This window comes from Streptomyces sp. NPDC020747, assembly GCF_044334695.1.
In the GTDB taxonomy this organism is placed as follows: Bacteria; Actinomycetota; Actinomycetes; order Streptomycetales; family Streptomycetaceae; genus Streptomyces.
In genome coordinates this window covers 128,159-144,178 of the sequence record NZ_JBIRTJ010000011.1, presented here as the reverse complement: position 1 = coordinate 144,178, position 16,020 = coordinate 128,159, and the positions used below count along the sequence as shown (strand labels likewise).

Annotated in this window: 16 protein-coding genes; 9 read left to right on the top strand and 7 right to left on the bottom strand. The window is 71.0% G+C overall.

The window, feature by feature from the left end; translation table 11 throughout:
• Positions 1-40 precede the first annotated feature (40 nt).
• Positions 41-619 (top strand): DinB family protein, encoded by a 579-nt coding sequence (locus ACH4YP_RS27750; RefSeq protein WP_398493149.1) that lies wholly within the window; start codon positions 41-43, stop codon positions 617-619.
• Between the two features lie 146 nt (positions 620-765).
• Positions 766-1,863, top strand: a complete 1,098-nt coding sequence (locus ACH4YP_RS27745; protein WP_361053803.1) for a winged helix DNA-binding domain-containing protein — start codon at positions 766-768, stop codon at positions 1,861-1,863.
• An 82-nt stretch (positions 1,864-1,945) separates the two neighbouring features.
• Here ACH4YP_RS27745 and ACH4YP_RS27740 read toward each other — a convergent pair whose 3' ends face one another.
• Entirely contained in the window at positions 1,946-2,656 is a 711-nt protein-coding gene (locus tag ACH4YP_RS27740; RefSeq protein WP_398493147.1) for a dienelactone hydrolase family protein, read from the bottom strand.
• A gap of 185 nt (positions 2,657-2,841) precedes the next feature.
• Here ACH4YP_RS27740 and ACH4YP_RS27735 point away from each other — a divergent pair, with 185 nt between their 5' ends.
• Both ACH4YP_RS27735 and ACH4YP_RS27730 read left to right on the top strand, forming a co-directional pair.
• Positions 2,842-3,243, top strand: a complete 402-nt coding sequence (locus tag ACH4YP_RS27735; RefSeq protein ID WP_398493145.1) for a VOC family protein — start codon at positions 2,842-2,844, stop codon at positions 3,241-3,243.
• A gap of 109 nt (positions 3,244-3,352) precedes the next feature.
• Positions 3,353-4,417 carry an adenosine deaminase gene (locus ACH4YP_RS27730; protein ID WP_361053811.1) on the top strand — a complete coding sequence of 355 codons (1,065 nt, stop codon included), beginning with the start codon at positions 3,353-3,355 and terminating at the stop codon, positions 4,415-4,417.
• 46 nt (positions 4,418-4,463) lie between these two features.
• Here the strand turns inward: ACH4YP_RS27730 and ACH4YP_RS27725 are convergent, their stop codons facing one another.
• Both ACH4YP_RS27725 and ACH4YP_RS27720 read right to left on the bottom strand, forming a co-directional pair.
• A complete protein-coding gene (locus tag ACH4YP_RS27725; RefSeq protein WP_398493143.1) occupies positions 4,464-5,960 on the bottom strand; it encodes a carotenoid oxygenase family protein in 1,497 nt (498 codons plus the stop codon).
• Between the two features lie 68 nt (positions 5,961-6,028).
• Complete coding sequence (locus ACH4YP_RS27720) at positions 6,029-6,940, bottom strand: LysR family transcriptional regulator (protein WP_361053818.1); 912 nt, start codon at positions 6,938-6,940, stop codon at positions 6,029-6,031.
• A 113-nt stretch (positions 6,941-7,053) separates the two neighbouring features.
• On the opposite strand from ACH4YP_RS27720, the gene mgrA reads away from it, so the two are divergent.
• Positions 7,054-8,058, top strand: a complete 1,005-nt coding sequence (mgrA, locus tag ACH4YP_RS27715; protein ID WP_398493141.1) for an L-glyceraldehyde 3-phosphate reductase — start codon at positions 7,054-7,056, stop codon at positions 8,056-8,058.
• Positions 8,059-8,100: 42 nt separating this feature from the next.
• Here mgrA and ACH4YP_RS27710 read toward each other — a convergent pair whose 3' ends face one another.
• On the bottom strand, positions 8,101-8,388 hold the full coding sequence (locus ACH4YP_RS27710) for a DUF1905 domain-containing protein (protein ID WP_398493139.1): 288 nt from the start codon (positions 8,386-8,388) through the stop codon (positions 8,101-8,103).
• A gap of 94 nt (positions 8,389-8,482) precedes the next feature.
• Positions 8,483-8,866, bottom strand: a complete 384-nt coding sequence (locus ACH4YP_RS27705) for a nuclear transport factor 2 family protein (protein ID WP_398493137.1) — start codon at positions 8,864-8,866, stop codon at positions 8,483-8,485.
• A 424-nt stretch (positions 8,867-9,290) separates the two neighbouring features.
• Between ACH4YP_RS27705 and ACH4YP_RS27700 the strand changes: the two genes are divergently transcribed.
• From ACH4YP_RS27700 to ACH4YP_RS27685, 4 genes are all read left to right on the top strand, one after another.
• Positions 9,291-9,701 carry a hypothetical protein gene (locus ACH4YP_RS27700; RefSeq protein WP_361053830.1) on the top strand — a complete coding sequence of 137 codons (411 nt, stop codon included), beginning with the start codon at positions 9,291-9,293 and terminating at the stop codon, positions 9,699-9,701.
• Positions 9,702-9,790: 89 nt separating this feature from the next.
• Entirely contained in the window at positions 9,791-12,127 is a 2,337-nt protein-coding gene (locus tag ACH4YP_RS27695; RefSeq protein WP_361053833.1) for an FHA domain-containing protein, read from the top strand.
• Between the two features lie 19 nt (positions 12,128-12,146).
• Positions 12,147-12,920, top strand: a complete 774-nt coding sequence (locus tag ACH4YP_RS27690; RefSeq protein WP_361053836.1) for a hypothetical protein — start codon at positions 12,147-12,149, stop codon at positions 12,918-12,920.
• Positions 12,920-13,921 (top strand): serine/threonine-protein kinase, encoded by a 1,002-nt coding sequence (locus ACH4YP_RS27685; protein WP_361053839.1) that lies wholly within the window; start codon positions 12,920-12,922, stop codon positions 13,919-13,921. Before ACH4YP_RS27690 ends, ACH4YP_RS27685 begins: the two co-directional genes overlap by 1 nt.
• 82 nt (positions 13,922-14,003) lie before the next feature.
• On the opposite strand, the gene ACH4YP_RS27680 is transcribed toward ACH4YP_RS27685, so the two are convergent.
• Both ACH4YP_RS27680 and ACH4YP_RS27675 read right to left on the bottom strand, forming a co-directional pair.
• Entirely contained in the window at positions 14,004-14,651 is a 648-nt protein-coding gene (locus ACH4YP_RS27680) for a class I SAM-dependent methyltransferase (RefSeq protein ID WP_361053842.1), read from the bottom strand.
• 30 nt (positions 14,652-14,681) lie between these two features.
• On the bottom strand, positions 14,682-15,959 hold the full coding sequence (locus ACH4YP_RS27675) for a streptophobe family protein (RefSeq protein WP_361053845.1): 1,278 nt from the start codon (positions 15,957-15,959) through the stop codon (positions 14,682-14,684).
• Positions 15,960-16,020 lie beyond the last annotated feature (61 nt).

Sequence of the window (16,020 nt, the reverse complement as noted above, 5' to 3'; positions counted from 1 at the left end):
TCGTACCGAACAACGGGAACGACCCGAAGGACCGATCACCGTGACCGCCATGACCACGCCCCCTGCCACTCCCGACGCCGAGCGGGCCGACCTGATCGCCGCGCTCGCGACCGCGCGGGCAGCCCTGACCAACACCGTGCGCGGGCTCAGCGACGAACAGGCCGGTGAACGCCCGACCGTCGGCGCGCTCTGCCTGGGCGGACTGATCAAGCACGTCGCCTCCATCGAGGAAGGATGGCTGCGCTTCGTGGTCGACGGCCCGTCGGCGATGCGCCACGACCTGCCCGACGGCGTCACCTGGGCCGATCTCGCGGCCGGTACCGCACGCGAGTTCCCGCAGTGGATGATCGACCACCAGAACGACTTCCAGATGCTGCCCGGTGAGACGCTGGCCGGGGTCGTCGAGCGCTACGAGCAGGTCGCCGCCCACAGCGAGAAGATCATCGCCTCCGTGCCCGACCTCTCGGCGACACATCCGCTGCCGGAGGCGCCCTGGCACGAGCCGGGAGCGGTGCGAAGCGTGCGCCGGGTCCTGACCCAGGTCATCGCCGAGACCGCCCAGCACGCCGGGCACGCGGACATCCTGCGCGAGACGCTCGACGGACAGAAGTCGACCTGACGACGACGGATCCCGACCGGGTCGGGCCACCGCCCCGACCCGGTCCCGACCTCGGAATCCTGCACGTATTCGAAGTACGCATGCGAAGTACCCATTCGAAGGGAAGAGCGCACCATGAGGTTCGGACATGCCGATGGGGCGACCCGATGACCGTTCTCGACACCCGGGCGCTCAACCGGGCAACCCTGGCACGGCAGTTGCTGCTCGACCGCGCAGACTTGCCGGTGCTCGACGCCGTCGCGCACCTCGGCGGGCTGCAGGCGCAGGAACCGCAGGAGCCGTTCGTCGGGCTCTGGTCACGGCTGCGCGCGTTCGACCCGGCGGTGCTCTCGAACCTCCTGACCGGACGGAGTGTGGTGCGTACCCATCTCATGCGCCGCACCGTCCACCTCGTGACCGCCGCCGACGCCCTGGCCTGGCGGGCCCGCCACGACGCCATGCTGCGCCAACGGGTAATCGGGGTCTATCGCGGCGAACTCGCCGGAGTGGATCTCGACGAGCTCGCGGCGGCGGGCCGGGCCGTGATGGCCGACGGCGAGCCCCGCTCGATGGCCGAACTCGCGCGGGCGCTCGCCGACCGCTGGCCGAAGCCGGGGCCGCGGCCACTGGGCGAAATGCTGGTCGCCGCCCTCATCCCGATGGTGCAACTGCCACCGCGCGGACTGTGGCGTACCCGGGCGGGAGTACGCAACGTCCCGCTCTCTTCCTGGCTCGGGCGCGAGATCGACCCGCCGGCCCCGAACGGCTCCGACCCTGTGGGCCAGGACCTGGTGCGGCGCTATCTGGCCGCGTTCGGCCCCGCGGCCTCGGCCGACCTGCGCGCCTGGTGCGGCCTCGCCGGACTTCCGGCCGCGATCACCGCCGTACGCGAGGAGTTGGTGACCTTCCGCGACGGACGGGGCCGGGAACTGCTGGATCTTCCCGACGCTCCGCGTCCCGACCCCGACACACCCGCGCCTGCGCGGTTCCTGCCCGCGTTCGACAACGCGATCCTCGGCTACCACGACCGCGGGCGGATCATCGACGATGCCCACCGCGGCCTGTCGGTCGCCGGCGCTCGCGTCGTCCTGGTCGACGGCAGGGTCGCCGCGACCTGGCACGTGGAGGCGGACACCGTGCTGGTCACGCCGCTGCGCCGCCTCTCCCGGGCCGACCGCACCGATGTGGCCGAGCAGGGGCGGGAGTTGGCCGCGTTCCTCTCCGACGACGACAGCCACCGCGTACGGATCGCCGCGTCTCCCTGAGCAGCGACAGGAGCGCCCCACCGGTGAGTGACGCGGGTCCACCCGCGACCCGCGTCACGACACCGTCGTACCGCTGCTCAGGTCAGCCCAGCTGTGCGTGCAGGAAGTCCACCGTGCTCCGCCAGGCCAGGGCCGACGACTCGGGCTCGTGGACGTCGGGGCGGCCGTCGTTGAAGAAGGCGTGGTCGGCGGGGTAGACGCGGAAGTCCGGGGTGATGCCGGACTGCTCGCGGATCGTGTCGCGGAGCGGGGCGAGGGAGTCGACGGGAATGGCCGAGTCGCGTTCGCCGTAGTGGCCGAGGATCTGCGCCTTGAGGCCGGAGAAGTCGGGGGTCTCACCCTGGATGACGCCGTAGAAGGGGACGGCGGCGTGGACGCGCGGGTCGGTGGCGGCCTGGTGGAGGACGAAACCGCCGCCCATGCAGAAGCCGACCGAGCCGACGGTCCCGGAGGTGACCTCGGGCATCGCGAGCAGGTGGTCGACGGCGCCTGAGAGCAGCTCGACGCCGCGCGCCACGGGCAGGTCCTGCATCATGCGGAACGCCTCGGCGCTGTCGTGGGCGACATTGCCGCCGTACAGGTCGGGAGCCAGCGCCACGAAGCCCTCCTTCGCCAGGCGCTCGGTGACGTCCGCGATGTGGTCGGTGAGGCCCCACCACTCCTGGATCACGATGACGCCGGGCCCCTGTCCGGCGGGCGGCAGCGCCAGGTAGCCGTGCGCGGTGTTGCCGCCGCTCGGGAACGTGACGTTCTGGTGGGCGGGGGCTCCGGTCGACCTGGGCGTCTCGGACATGGTGGGTCACTCCTGTCGCTTGATCTTGGCTCCAGCATGCAGGAGGCGGGTACGGCGGTGGCACGCGGCCCCCACCTCCCCAGGGAGGGAGTCCGCATACCTCGCCATGCCGTATCCTCGCGTGTTACGTATAACCCATCTCGTGTCCTGTCCATGTCCTGTTCTTCGCTCCCCGAGAGGCTCCGATGAAACGCGTCGCCCTGGTCACCCTCGTCGTCGACGACTACGACGAGGCGATCCGCTTCTACACCGAGGCCCTCGGATTCCGGCTCGCCGAGGACACCCCGCGACCCGACGGATCCCGCTGGGTCGTCGTGGAGCCGTCCACCGGAGGGCACGGCACCGGGCTCCTGCTGGCCCGGGCCAAGGACGAGGCGCAGCGCGGCCGGGTCGGCGACCAGACCGGCGGACGCGTCGGCTTCTTCCTGCACACCGACGACTTCGCCCGCGACCACGCACGGATGACCGCGGCGGGCGTGACCTTCCTGGAGGAGCCCCGGCACGAGACGTACGGCTCGGTCGTCGTCTTCCAGGACCTGTACGGAAACCGGTGGGACCTGCTGCAGCCCGCCGCGCCCGACATGTAACCCGCCGTGCCCGACCCGCAATCCGCCGCACCCGACGAAACCGCCCAGTGATCAGCACTCCCACTCACCGAACTCCCCACCCACCGACAACCTGCCGAGGAAACACCGCATGACCGCGTCCCGCATCGACATCGACACCATCCGCAGGCTCCCCAAGGCCGTCCTGCACGACCACCTCGACGGCGGCCTGCGCCCCACCACGCTCGTCGAACTCGCCGACGCGGTCGGCCACACGCTCCCCACCACCGACCCGGACGAGCTGGCCGCCTGGTACTACGAGGCGGCCAACTCCGGTGACCTGGTCCGCTACATAGCCACCTTCGAGCACACCCTCGCCGTGATGCAGACCCGCGAGGGCCTGCTGCGTACCGCCGAGGAGTACGTGCTCGACCTCGCCGAGGACGGCGTCGTCTACGGCGAGGTGCGCTACGCCCCCGAGCTGCTGGTCAACGGCGGGCTGGCCCTCTCCGAGGTCGTCGAGACCGTGCAGGAGGGCTTGGCCGCCGGTATGGCCAAGGCGGCGGCCCAGGGCACGCCGGTCCGCGTCGGCACCCTGCTGTGCGGGATGCGCATGTTCGACCGGGTCCGCGAGGCCGCCGACCTGGCCGTGGCCTTCCGGGACGCGGGCGTCGTCGGCTTCGACATCGCGGGCGCCGAGGACGGCTTCCCGCCCGCCGACCACCTCGCCGCCTTCGAGCATCTGCGTGTCGAGAACGTCCCGTTCACCATCCACGCCGGTGAGGCCCACGGCCTGCCCAGCATCCACCAGGCCCTCCAGGTCTGCGGCGCCCAGCGCATCGGCCACGGCGTCCGTATCACCGAGGACATCGTGGACGGCAAGCTCGGCCGCGTCGCGGGCTGGGTGCGCGACCGCCGGATCGCCCTGGAGATGTGCCCGACCTCCAACCTTCAGACGGGCGCGGCCACTTCGATCGCCGACCACCCGATCACGCACCTGCGCGACCTGGGCTTCCGCGTCACGCTCAACACCGACAACCGGCTGGTCTCCGGCACGACCATGACCCGCGAGATGTCCCTGCTCGTCGACGAGGCGGGCTGGACCCTCGACGACCTGCGCACGGTCACGGTCAACTCCGTCAAGAGCGCGTTCATCCCGTTCGACGAGCGGGCCGCCCTCATCCGGGACGTCGTCCTGCCGGGCTACGAGCTCTGAGCACCCCCGAGGCCGGCCGGACCGCTCAGCGGCTGCGGCCGGCCTCTCACGCGTCGGGCACCCAGCTCCCGTGGAAGCCCAGCGGCACCCGCCCCGGCAGATGGATCCGGGCCACCGGCTCACCCGTGAAGTCCTGGGCGGACAGGATCAGCAGATCGGCCGCGCCCCGGTCGGGATTGTGCACGTACGCCAGTGTGTAACCGTCGTCCTCGGCCGCCCTCGCGTCCGTCGGGTCCGAGGCCACGAACACCGCCTCGCCCACCGCCGCGTTCCGGGGCAGCCGGTGCACCTGCGAGGTGCCGCGCAGCAGGTCCTGCTTGATCAGCTCGCTGCTGAAGGCACGGTCGGGCGGGTTCCCGTCGGCCGTCACATACGCCAGCGACATCTCGGCGGCGGCCGTCGTGTAGCCGTACCGGTGCCTGCGCGCGACCAATGCCTCGTTGACGCGCGGGAACTCCTGCGGCCGGCCGTCCAGGACCTTCGTGCGCACGCGGCCTCGGTCGCGGTCGATGGTCCAGCGGTGCAGCCGGACGGTCCCGGCCCCGTAGGGCCCGCCGGAGCCACGCCCCGCGACGAGGAAGGGCGCCGGAAAGGCCGTGAAGTCGACGACCACCGACGACCCCTCGTCGTACGCGTTGAGGGTGTGCGAGTAGTACGTCGGCTCCACCTCGAACCAGCGGACCCGCCCGCCGGAGCGCGGCATGACGCCGACCCGGCAGGGGTGGCGGTTGTTCCACACGTACGGCACCAGGTCGCCCCGCTCGGCGCCCGCCGGGTCGAAGGTGACCGGCATGTCGAAGATGACGACGTACTTCTCGGTGAGCGCGAAGTCGTGGATCATCGGGCTGTCCGAGACCGGGATCCTGGTGGTCCGGACGACCCGCCCCGCGGCGTCCACCACCAGGTGCCGGATGTGGTTCCAGGTCGGGTAGTACGAGATCGCGTGCAGTTCGCCCGACTCCGCGTCGAGCTTGGTGTGGGCCGTGAACGCGCCTTCCAGGGTGCCGCGGAAGTCGTACGTGCCCACCGTGTTGAGCTCGTAGTCGAGTTCGTACGGCAGCGGGCCGCTCTCCTGGAGGGCCAGGACCCGCCCGCGGTGCCCGATGACGTGGGTGTTGCAGGGGAAGTCGTCCGGCGGCACCGGTCCCGGGTAGGGCTCGCCGAGCTTCTCGGCGACGCGGGAGGAGCGGACCCACCGGTTGCGGTACCACTCGGCGCGGCCGTCCCGCAGCCGCACGCCGTGCACCATGCCGTCGCCCAGCATCCAGTGGTGCGCCCGGGGGTCCTCAAGGCCGAGGACGTTCGGACCGTTCCTGAGATAGCGGCCGTTCAACTCACGCGGGATCCGTCCCGTGACGGGGAGGCCGAAGGCGGTCAGCTCCTCGGTGACCGGGGCGAACGCCCCCTCCAGGAACGGGAAGTGGCGCCCCTTCGCGGTGGCGGGAGCACCTGCCGCGAGTCCTCCCGTCGCTCCCACGAGTCCGCCCGCCGCCGCGACGGCGGCCGCCCCGCGCAGTACGTTCCGTCGGCTGTGCTCAGTCATCTCCGCACTCCCGTGCCGCAGTTGTCGTGATCGATGTGCACGAGTCTGCGGCGGGGGACCGGGCCAGGTCAGGAGTCCTGGAGCCCCTCCTGGGGTGGTGCCAGACCCCCTGTTTCGAGCAGCGACATGAGGGCCCGGGCCGCGGGACTGGTCGCCTCCGGGGGCGGCAGCATCGCCACGGTCTCGTACGGCGTCTCGGTGTCGGCCTTGAGGGGGCGCGCGGGCAGGGCCCGCCGCTTGTGGGCGAAGTGGCGCGGTACGACGGCGATCCCGAGGCCCTCCTCGACGAGGTCGAGGAGGCTGTGCACGTCGTTGACCTCCAGGGCGACCGTGCGGTGCACACCCGCCGCCGCGAAGGCCGCGTCGGTCGTGCGGCGCGGCCCCCAGTCGGGGTGGAAGTCGACGAAGGACTCGCCTCCGAGTTCGTCCGGGGTGACGGGCCCGCCGCTCGCCAGCCGGTGCGAGGGATGGCAGAGCACGGTCATCGGCTCGCTGGTCAGGGGCAGACAGCGCAACTGCTCGGTGTCGGCGCGGGTCGTCACCGCGAAGGCCAGGTCCAGGCGGCCCGCGGCGACGTCCTCGGCGAGCGCGCCCGAGCCCGCCTGCCGCAGCCGGATCTCCACGTCCGGATGCTGCCTGCGGAACGCGGCCAGCAGCTGCGCGACCGGCACCCCCGCGATGCACTGCTCGGTGCCCAGCGAGAGCGTGCCGCGCAGCACGCCCTGTACGGCGGCCACGGCGTCCTGGGCCGCACGGACCTGGGCTAGGATCCGCTCCGCCTCGGTCAGCAGGGCCCGGCCGGCCTCGGTGAGAGTGACCCGGCGGGTCGTACGGACGAACAGCGGGGCCCGCAGCTCTCGCTCCAGTGCGCGGATCGAGGCGGACAGGCCCGACTGCGACACCATCAGGCGTTCCGCTGCCCGGGTGAAGTGCTGGTCCTCGGCGACCGCGACGAAGTGCTGCAGGTGGCGCAATTCCATGATTGAGAAGCGTATCCGCTGAATCCCATCCGATTCTCCTGTTGGACCGCTCTCCAGCGGGCAGGCGAGAGTGGACACCGGTCCACTCCGTACCGATCCCTCTGGAGAACGCGTTGTACACCGCACACACCGACCGTTACGCGGACATGCCCTACCGGCGCACGGGACGCAGCGGCCTGAAACTTCCCGCGCTCTCCCTCGGCCTGTGGCACAACTTCGGCCCCGACCGGCCCGTCGACACCCAGCGCGCGATCCTGCGCCGGGCGTTCGACCTGGGCGTCAGCCACTTCGACCTCGCCAACAACTACGGGCCCCCGCCCGGCGCCGCCGAGTCGGCCCTCGGTGAGGCGCTCAAGGCGGACTTCGGCCCGTACCGCGACGAGCTGGTCATCTCCACCAAGGCCGGATACCTGATGTGGCCGGGCCCGTACGGCGAATGGGGCTCCCGCAAGTACCTGCTGTCCTCGCTCGACCAGAGCCTGGGCCGGATGGGCCTCGACTACGTCGACATCTTCTACTCCCACCGCCCCGACCCGGAGACTCCCCTTGAGGAGACGATGGGCGCGCTGCACTCGGCGGTGCAGCAGGGCAAGGCGCTGTACGTCGGTGTCTCCAACTACTCGCCGGAGCAGACCCGCGAGGCCGCCCGCATCCTGGCCGAGCTGGGCACCCCGCTCCTCATCCACCAGCCGCGCTACTCGATCCTCGACCGGCGTCCCGAGGAGCAGGGGCTCCTGGACACCCTCGACGAGCTGAAGGTGGGCTCCATCGCCTACTCGCCGCTGGAGCAGGGCCTGCTCACCGGCCGCTACCTCGACGGCATCCCGGAGGGCTCGCGGGCCGCGAGCGACAGCCCCTTCCTGAGCGCCGAGACGGTGACCGACGACCTCGTCGGCAACCTGCGCGCCCTGGCCGACATCGCCAAGACCCGCGGCCAGTCCCTGGCGCAGATGGCGCTCGCCTGGGTACTGCGCGGCGGCCGGGTCACCTCCGCCCTGATCGGCGCCAGCAGCCCGCAGCAGCTGGAGGACAGCGTGGCGGCCACGGGCAACCTGGACTTCTCGGAGGACGAGCTCACCCGCATCGACGAGATCGTGCGTCAGGCGTCCAAGGCCTGAGCACCAGATAGGTACTGACCCCTGACGCCTTCGGCGCGGGGGTCAGTCGATGACGCGTTCCTCCAGCCGGACGGTCACGGTGTCCCCGGCCTCCTTGCCGATCGCCTTGCGGATGTCGGCCTTCACGGGAAGCTTGTGGGTGCCGTCGCCGAGGGCCATGAACGAACTCCGGAAGGGATGGCCGTCGATCGTCCCGCGGACCTTGACCAAACCGCGCGTGCCGAAGAATTCGACGGACTCCGGCCAGACGAGATAGGTCCAGCCGCCGTTCGCGGGACTCTTCCGAAGTACCGCGGTGAATTGCTGATCCAATTCGGTGCTCGTGCTCATGACGTCCTCCGATGTCCCGATGGTCTCTGCCAACCCGGTGGTCTCTCCTAATACGAGACCATCGGGCGCGGCAAAACTCATCGCGGCAGCCGTGTCACGCCCCGGCGGGCACCCGGTCCAGGAATCCGTGCACGCTCCGTATCCGCCCGTCGTCGCCCAGCGTGACCACGTCGAAGCCGACGACCGGCGCCGAGCCGTCCGCGACGGCGACCAGTTCCCAGCCGAAACGGGCGAGGTCGTGGTGCCCGTCCACGGCACCGGTGAGCCGGAACTCGAATCCGGGGAACTGCTCGTGGGCCGCGGCGATCACGGCCGCGATCCCGTCGTGGCCGCGGACGTCGGCCAGCGGATCGGTGTATGTGCCGTCCCCGGTCCAGGCGGCGGTCACGGCCTTCGTCAGGGCCTCCTCCCCGTCCGCGTTCCAGGCCTCGAAGTAGCGGGTGACGGCGGTTTCGTAGCGGTTCTGGTTCGCGGACATGGGCGATCAGCCTCCATCGAGGTCGTACGTGCTCGTACGTACTGGTCAGGGACCGGATCGGACGTTGTCGGGATCCGGTACCGCAACCATGCCGGGCGTCGTCGAACCCGTCGATTACCCCTCGGGTAATGCCCCCGGACACCTCTCGGGTGATGCCCCGGAGGACCCTGATCTCCACGGCCGAGGCATTTCGGCCAGTCACCGCCGTGAATATGCCAGGAGACTGGCTGGAATGGCATGGTGACAGTGTGTCAGGAGTGGTGATACTTGAATGCCAGGGCCATTCACAGCCCTGAGAACGGCTCGGAATCGCCAGGGGATCACCCGGCGGACCGACCGAAGAACAGCGCCATCGTGCACCACCAGCGAGCCGCAGGAAAGAGAGGCCGGACCGGCAGCAAGCGGATGCAATGGGGGAGCGATCGTGCACGACGAATTCCTTTGCCATGTCACCGCGTACGGAGTGTGCGGAGGTATGTGGGTCGGTGTACCGCTCGGCAGCTACCGGGCACCCACCCTGGCGCTGGCCATGTGGTGGTTACGGGACCGGGCGTCATGGATGGCCGAGCGCCTCGATCCGAACCCCGACGCCCCGTACTTCCCGCCGAACTCGATGATGCCCGTCTCGGCCACGGCCCCCGACGTGCCCGGCGTGCTGCGCGCGTGGTGCGGCGACATCTTTCAACAGGAGCTGGCCGCTGAGGAGTTGGCCGCCGGGCGTCTGGTCCGCATCGCCACGAGTGACGACACCACCGAGTACGAGCTGCTCGCGGAGTCGGTCGATGCCCTGCGCATGCAGCGCACCCTCCCCTTCCTGTCCATGCCGGCCGCCTGATCCCCGATCCCGGCGGAGCCGCATGGGTGCGGCCCCCGGCCGACCGGCCGCAGCAGGCGCATATGTGGGCGAATAGCTAGAATTCAGGCATGGGAGAGCGTTCAGCGGCGCCCGAACTCGTCCTCGAAACCGAGACGGGGTCCATGGTGATGACCCCGAACCACGACTATCACGTAGGCCGAGACCCGCTGAGCGACATCGTCATCGACGACGCCCGGGTCTCCTGGCACCACGCCGTCCTGCGGCCCAACGCCGATCACTGGACGCTCTGGGACGAGAACAGCACGAACGGTACGTACGCCGACGGCCGCCGCGTCCACGAGTGGGACGTCGGCCCCGGCAGCGTCATCCGCTTCGGCAACCCCGCCGACGGCCCGAGCGCCGTGCTCGCCGACCGGCCCCCGCCCGCTCCCGAGCGCCCCTCCGCGGTCTCCCTGCCCGCCGCGACCGGCACCTTCCGGCAGCCCACGTCGGTGCGCCCGCTGCCCGCCCGCATGGTCGGGATCGGCCGCGGCGGCGACAACGACCTGGTCGTCGACGACCTGATCGTGTCCAGACGGCATGCGGAGCTGCGCGCACTGCCGGACGGGACGTACGAGATCGTCGACCTGGGCAGCCACAACGGCACGTTCCTCAACGGGCAGCCCGTCACGCGCGCCCGCATCGACGAGGGCGACATCGTCGGCATCGGCCACTCGGCGTTCTGCCTGGTCGGCGACCAGCTGCAGGAGTACGTCGACACCGGCGAGGTGTCCCTCGACGTACAGGATCTGTCGGTCGCCGTCGACAAGGGCCGCAAGACGCTCCTGGACCGGGTCTCCTTCCCGGTCGGCGAGAAATGCCTGCTCGCCGTGGTCGGGCCCAGCGGCGCCGGAAAGTCCACGCTGCTCAACGCCCTGACCGGCCAGCGGCCCGCCGACCGGGGCACGGTCCTGTACGACGGCCGTGACCTCTACCGCGACTACGCCGAGCTGCGCCAGCGCATCGGCCTCGTACCGCAGGACGACATCCTGCACGCCCAGCTGACAGTGCGGCGGGCCCTTACCTACGCCGCTCAGCTGCGCTTCCCGCAGGACACCGCGAAGGCCGAGCGCCGGGCCCGGGTCGACGAGGTCGTGCGCGAGCTGGGCCTGGAACAGCGCGTCGGGCAGCCCATCCACAGCCTCTCCGGCGGCCAGCGCAAGCGCGTCAGCGTGGCCCTTGAGCTGCTCACCAAGCCCTCGCTGCTCTTCCTCGACGAGCCGACCTCCGGCCTCGACCCCGGTATGGACCGCTCCGTGATGCACATGCTGCGCGGCCTCGCCGACGACGGGCGGACCGTCATCGTGGTCACCCACAGTGTCCTCAGCCTCGACGTCTGCGACCGGCTGCTCGTACTCGCGCCGGGGGGCAAGGTCGCCTACTACGGGCCGCCCGACGAGACCCTCGCCTTCTTCGGCTACGAAGAGTGGCCCGAGGCGTTCGAGGCCTTCGAGCGGGACCGCGAACGGGACTGGGCCGGCGACTACCTGGCGTCACTCCAGCACCGCCAGTACATCGTCAACTCCACCGCCCAGCCGCACATGGGCCAGGCCGCTCCGGCCCCGAGCACGGTTGTCCGCCCGCCGAAGGCGCAGAGCTGGGGTTCCCAGCTGGGCACGCTCGTGCGCCGGTACGCGGCAGCGCTCAGCGCCGACCGGACGTTCCTCGCCATCATGATCGCCCTGCCGTTCGTCATGGGCGCCATGGCCCGGGCCCTGGCCGGCAGCAAGCTGACGCAGGAGACGGCGATGAACGCGCTGCTCATCCTCTGCGTCGGCGGAGTCCTCACCGGCGCGGCCAACGCCGTGCGCGAACTGGTCAAGGAACGGGTGATCTACCAGCGAGAACGAGCTGTCGGCCTCTCCAGATCGGCGTACCTGATGTCCAAGGTCGTCGTCCTCGGCACGATCACCGTCCTCCAGGCCGTCGTACTGACCCTGGTGGCGCTGCTCGGCGTCGACCTCAACGCGCCCGGCGGCGAGGGCGTGCTCATGTCGCCCCTCGTCGAGATCACGGTCGCCGTCGCCCTGCTCTCCTTCACCGCCATGATGCTCGGCCTCCTCGTCTCCGCCCTGGTGCGCAAGGAGGAGGTCACGATGCCCCTGCTCGTGCTCCTCGCCATCGTCCAGGTCGTGTTCTGCGGCGCCCTGCTGAAGCTCGACGGCGTCCCGGGCATCGAGCAGCTGTCCTGGCTGGTGCCGTCCCGCTGGGCGCTCGGCGCCATGGCGGGCACCATCGGCCTTGCCCGGCTCGTCCCGGGCGACCTGACCGCCGACCCGCTGTTCAAGCACTCGGTGGGCGTGTGGCTGCTCAACATGGGCATGCTCGTCGTCCTCTCGGCCCTCTTCGGCTATCTGGTCGCCCGGCTGCTGAGGCGGCACGAACCCGAAGTCATGCGGAAGTAGCCCGCAGGAAGCAGGCGCGATGACGACGACCGAGGACTTCCGCCCCACCCACGTGGTCCCGCAGGACGGCCTGCCGGCCTGGGAGGCCCCGGACCCGACCCGGCCCACCGTGGCGCTCGACGCGCTCCTGCCGGTCCGGCTCGTCGAGCGGCGCGGTGACTGGGGGCACGTCCTGTGCGCCAACGGCTGGTCGGCGTGGGTGGACGGCCGTCTGCTGCTCGCCGTACCGCAGGAGCCGCCGGCCGCCGGACAGCCCCTCGCTCGTACCGCCGACCCGCGTCCCCTGCTGGCCCGCGTCGAGGAGACGGTCGGCCGCTACCGGCAGACGGTCGAGGAACTGGCGGCCGGACGCCTCGACGGGGAGGAGTTCCACGGCCGTACGCAGGGCATGCGGGTCGGGATCGTCGTCGAGGGGGAGGCCGTGTGGCTCTACGAGGCCGAGCACGAGCGCTGGGTGTACTGCGACGGCAACCGGCTGAGCACGTACGCGACACCGAAGCCGGTCAAGGACGGACCGGGGCCCCATGACGAGGCCGGACCCGAGCCACCTGCCGCGGCCCGGCCCCAGCCGCCCGCGTCGGGCGGCCCCGAGCCCACTCAGGTCGTGCCGGGCATCGGGCCGGAACCGACGAAGGCCGTGGGGAACACGGATCCGGAACCGACGCGGATCGTGGGCGACACGGGTCCCGAACCGACGCAGGTCGTGGGCGACACGGGTCCGGAACCGCCCGAGACCGAGGGCGATCGCGGCCACGCCCCCACCCGGTTCGTCACGGGCGACGGTGACGGCTGATGCCGCACGACACGAGCCTGTACTCGGGGCGGCCCTCCGACCTGATCGGCAAGCAGATCGCCGACTACCGGATCGAGCGCGAGGTCGGCCGCGGCGGCATGGCCGTCGTGTACCGGGCCAAGGACCTGCGCCTGGACCGCACGGTCGCCCTGAAACTGCTCGCCCCGGAACTGGCCCGCAACGACACCTTCCGCAAACGCTTCACGCACGAGTCACGGGTGGCCGCCGCGATCGACCACCCGCACATCGTGCCGGTCTTCGAGGCGGGCGAGACGGACGGCGTCCTCTACATCGCCATGCGGTACGTCGCCGGTCGCGACCTGCGCCATCTCCTGGACCGCGAGGGCCCGTTGGCGATCGCGGACGCCACCCGTATCGCCATCCAGGTGGCGTCCGCGCTCGACGCCGCCCACGACCACGGCCTGGTCCACCGGGACGTCAAACCGGGCAACATCCTGGTCGCGGCGGGCACGGACAGCGACCATCCCGAGCACGTCTACCTCACCGACTTCGGCCTGACGAAGAAGTCGCTGTCCCTGACCGGGTTCACGACCGTCGGCCAGTTCGTCGGCACGCTCGACTACGTTGCGCCCGAGCAGATCTCCGGGCGTCCGGTCGACGGCCGCTGTGACGTCTACAGCCTCGCGTGCGTGGTCCACGAGACGCTGACGGGCCATCCGCCCTTCCAACGGGACGACGACATGGCCCTGTTGTGGGCCCACCAGTACGATCAGCCGCCCACGCTGACCTCACAGCGGCCCGAACTCGCCGAGCCGGTCGACGGGGTCCTGGCGAAGGCCCTCGCCAAGAGTCCCGACGACCGGTACGAGTCGTGCCTCGCCTTCGTCACCGCGCTGCGCGCGGCGGCGACAGGCGCGGTGGCCGCCGGTCATGCGCCCACGCAGGTGGATATGCGTGTCGCGGACACGCCTCGGCGTCCGGGGCCGCCGCCAGAGCCACCGGGGTGGGCGCGGCCCGTGTTTCCAGGCTCGGCGGGGTGAGTGCCTGCTTGGACCGGTGGGTTCGTGCGGGTTGTGGTGGGCTGGTCGCGCAGTTCCCCGCGCCCCTGACGGGGCGCTGATGTCAGACCTTGCTGAGCAGCAAGTGAGCCTGCGGGAACTGCCGTTCGGCATCCGGCGGGGCCACTTGTCGTAGGCGGGCCGTCTCGGTGAAACCCATATCGCTCAGCAGCGCGGCCACGCGGTCCGGGGACCAGTGGTAGGCGAGTGCCACCTTGTGGTCGAAGGACTCGGCGAGCTCCGAGGGGTCGTCGTGGGCCTGGAAGGCGAGCAGCAGGTGGCCGCCGGGGGTGAGGACCCGGTGGAACTCGGCGAATACCCGCGGCAGTTGTTCCGGTGGGGTATGGATGATCGAGTAGCGGGCCAGGACACCGCCGAGGCTGTCGTCCGCCAGGTCCAGGGCCATCATCGAACCCACCTCGAACCGCAGCTCCGGATGGGCGTCCCGGGCGATCGCGATCATCTCCGGCGACAGGTCGACGCCCGAGGCGTCCAGCCCGAACGAATGGAGTAACCCGGTCACATGGCCCGGTCCGCAGCCGAGGTCGGCGACCGGACCGCCGCCGTTGGCCCGCACGAGGTCGGCGAAGGCGATGAGCATGGCCCGGTCCAGTGGATGGTCCTCCAGACCGTTGGCGAAGAGCTCGGCATACAGGGCGGACACGGCGTCGTAGGCCGTTCGGGTGGTGCGCAGGAAGTCTGGTTCGATCATGGGTGCGTACCGTAGTACGCCCCACTGACATCAGGCCTTCGGGTTCTCCACCTCGCCGCGGTGGCGTACCCGAGAGGCGAGCAGTGCGCCCAGGAAGCCCGTGACCAGGCCCCAGAGCAGGGCGAAGCCGATCGCACCCCACAGCTGTGGTCGTAGGAAGAGTTCACCGGACAGGCCGCCGCCGACGTCGCCGATGCCGAGCAGCGACAGGCCGTAGTGCGCGTCGATCCGGCCGATGAGGCAGACCGTGAGCACCGTGAGGGCGAGCGCCACCGCCATGTGCACGGCGTGCTGCCAGGCCCGGATCCGGGCCGGTGAGCGTTTGGCCATCAGGAACGCGACGGCCAGCAGCAGCACGGCGTCGACGACCACGAGCCACCACACCCTCCCGTCCTGTTCGGAGAGCGTGCGCAGGTTGAGGGTCGAGAGGTCGGGCGTCCGCAGCACGCTGTCCAGCACCTTCGGCATCGGCAGTCCGAACGGACCCTCGACATGCCCCTCCCAGGAGACGCCGAGACCGATCGTGAAGACCAGCCAGACGAGGTTCGGCAGCCCCAGGAGAACCACGGCGAGCGTTTCCGGCGCACGACCGCGCGTCACCGCCACCACCAGTGCGATGACCACTCCCAGGGCGACGAAGGCGAGCAGCAGCACGACCATGGCGTACGCAGCCGGTCGTACCGACTCCTGGAAGCGCAGCAGGCGGGGCGGGAGTGGGGCCCTGGGCGAGACGAGCAGCGCGATGACGAGGACGCCCGCCAGCCACAGCAGGCCGAAGGCCAGCGTCACCGGCACGTCGGCCTTGAAGCCGACCCGTGGCGACGAGGCCCCGAAGATGTCGCCGACGTCGGAGAGCGTGCCCTCGCCGAGCGAGATCGCGAAGGTCTGGCGGGCCGACAGCGCCAGACCGGTCAGCGCGAGGAGCCACAGGACGGCGATCCTGGCGGCCCAGCCGGCCAGTTCGCGGGCACCCGCGACGGCCCGATGGCGCAGCGGCCGGAGGAATCCGGCGGCGACGACCAGGACTCCGGTCAGGGTGACGGACAGGGGAGTGACCGCCAGCCCCGCCTTGGTCTCGGCGATCGCCCCGGCGTCTCCGGTGAGCTCGATCGAGCCGCCGACCGCCACCACCACGGTGGCCGCGACGACCCGGGTGAACGCGCCGTCCGGCAGGTCGGCGGCCCCGGCGGCCCACAGGCCGAGCGCGGCGACCACGATCATGGCGATCAGCGCGGCCAGCACCGTCACCAGGGCGTGGACCCAGCCGTGCCGTGCCACTGCCTGGTCAGGGACTGTCTGGAGGCTCACCCTGCCCACGCTAAGCAGGCCTTCGGCAGCGCGCCCGCCGAGAGGGCCGACCGCGTCGGCT

Coding starts and splice junctions, on each gene's coding strand:
- ACH4YP_RS27745 (WP_361053803.1), top strand. CDS start 766: ATGACCGTTCTCGACACCCGGGCGCTCAACCGGGCAACCCTGGCACGG.
- ACH4YP_RS27740 (WP_398493147.1), bottom strand. CDS start 2,656: ATGTCCGAGACGCCCAGGTCGACCGGAGCCCCCGCCCACCAGAACGTC.
- ACH4YP_RS27735 (WP_398493145.1), top strand. CDS start 2,842: ATGAAACGCGTCGCCCTGGTCACCCTCGTCGTCGACGACTACGACGAG.
- ACH4YP_RS27730 (WP_361053811.1), top strand. CDS start 3,353: ATGACCGCGTCCCGCATCGACATCGACACCATCCGCAGGCTCCCCAAG.
- ACH4YP_RS27725 (WP_398493143.1), bottom strand. CDS start 5,960: ATGACTGAGCACAGCCGACGGAACGTACTGCGCGGGGCGGCCGCCGTC.
- ACH4YP_RS27720 (WP_361053818.1), bottom strand. CDS start 6,940: ATGGAATTGCGCCACCTGCAGCACTTCGTCGCGGTCGCCGAGGACCAG.
- ACH4YP_RS27710 (WP_398493139.1), bottom strand. CDS start 8,388: ATGAGCACGAGCACCGAATTGGATCAGCAATTCACCGCGGTACTTCGG.
- ACH4YP_RS27705 (WP_398493137.1), bottom strand. CDS start 8,866: ATGTCCGCGAACCAGAACCGCTACGAAACCGCCGTCACCCGCTACTTC.
- ACH4YP_RS27695 (WP_361053833.1), top strand. CDS start 9,791: ATGGGAGAGCGTTCAGCGGCGCCCGAACTCGTCCTCGAAACCGAGACG.
- ACH4YP_RS27690 (WP_361053836.1), top strand. CDS start 12,147: ATGACGACGACCGAGGACTTCCGCCCCACCCACGTGGTCCCGCAGGAC.
- ACH4YP_RS27685 (WP_361053839.1), top strand. CDS start 12,920: ATGCCGCACGACACGAGCCTGTACTCGGGGCGGCCCTCCGACCTGATC.
- ACH4YP_RS27680 (WP_361053842.1), bottom strand. CDS start 14,651: ATGATCGAACCAGACTTCCTGCGCACCACCCGAACGGCCTACGACGCC.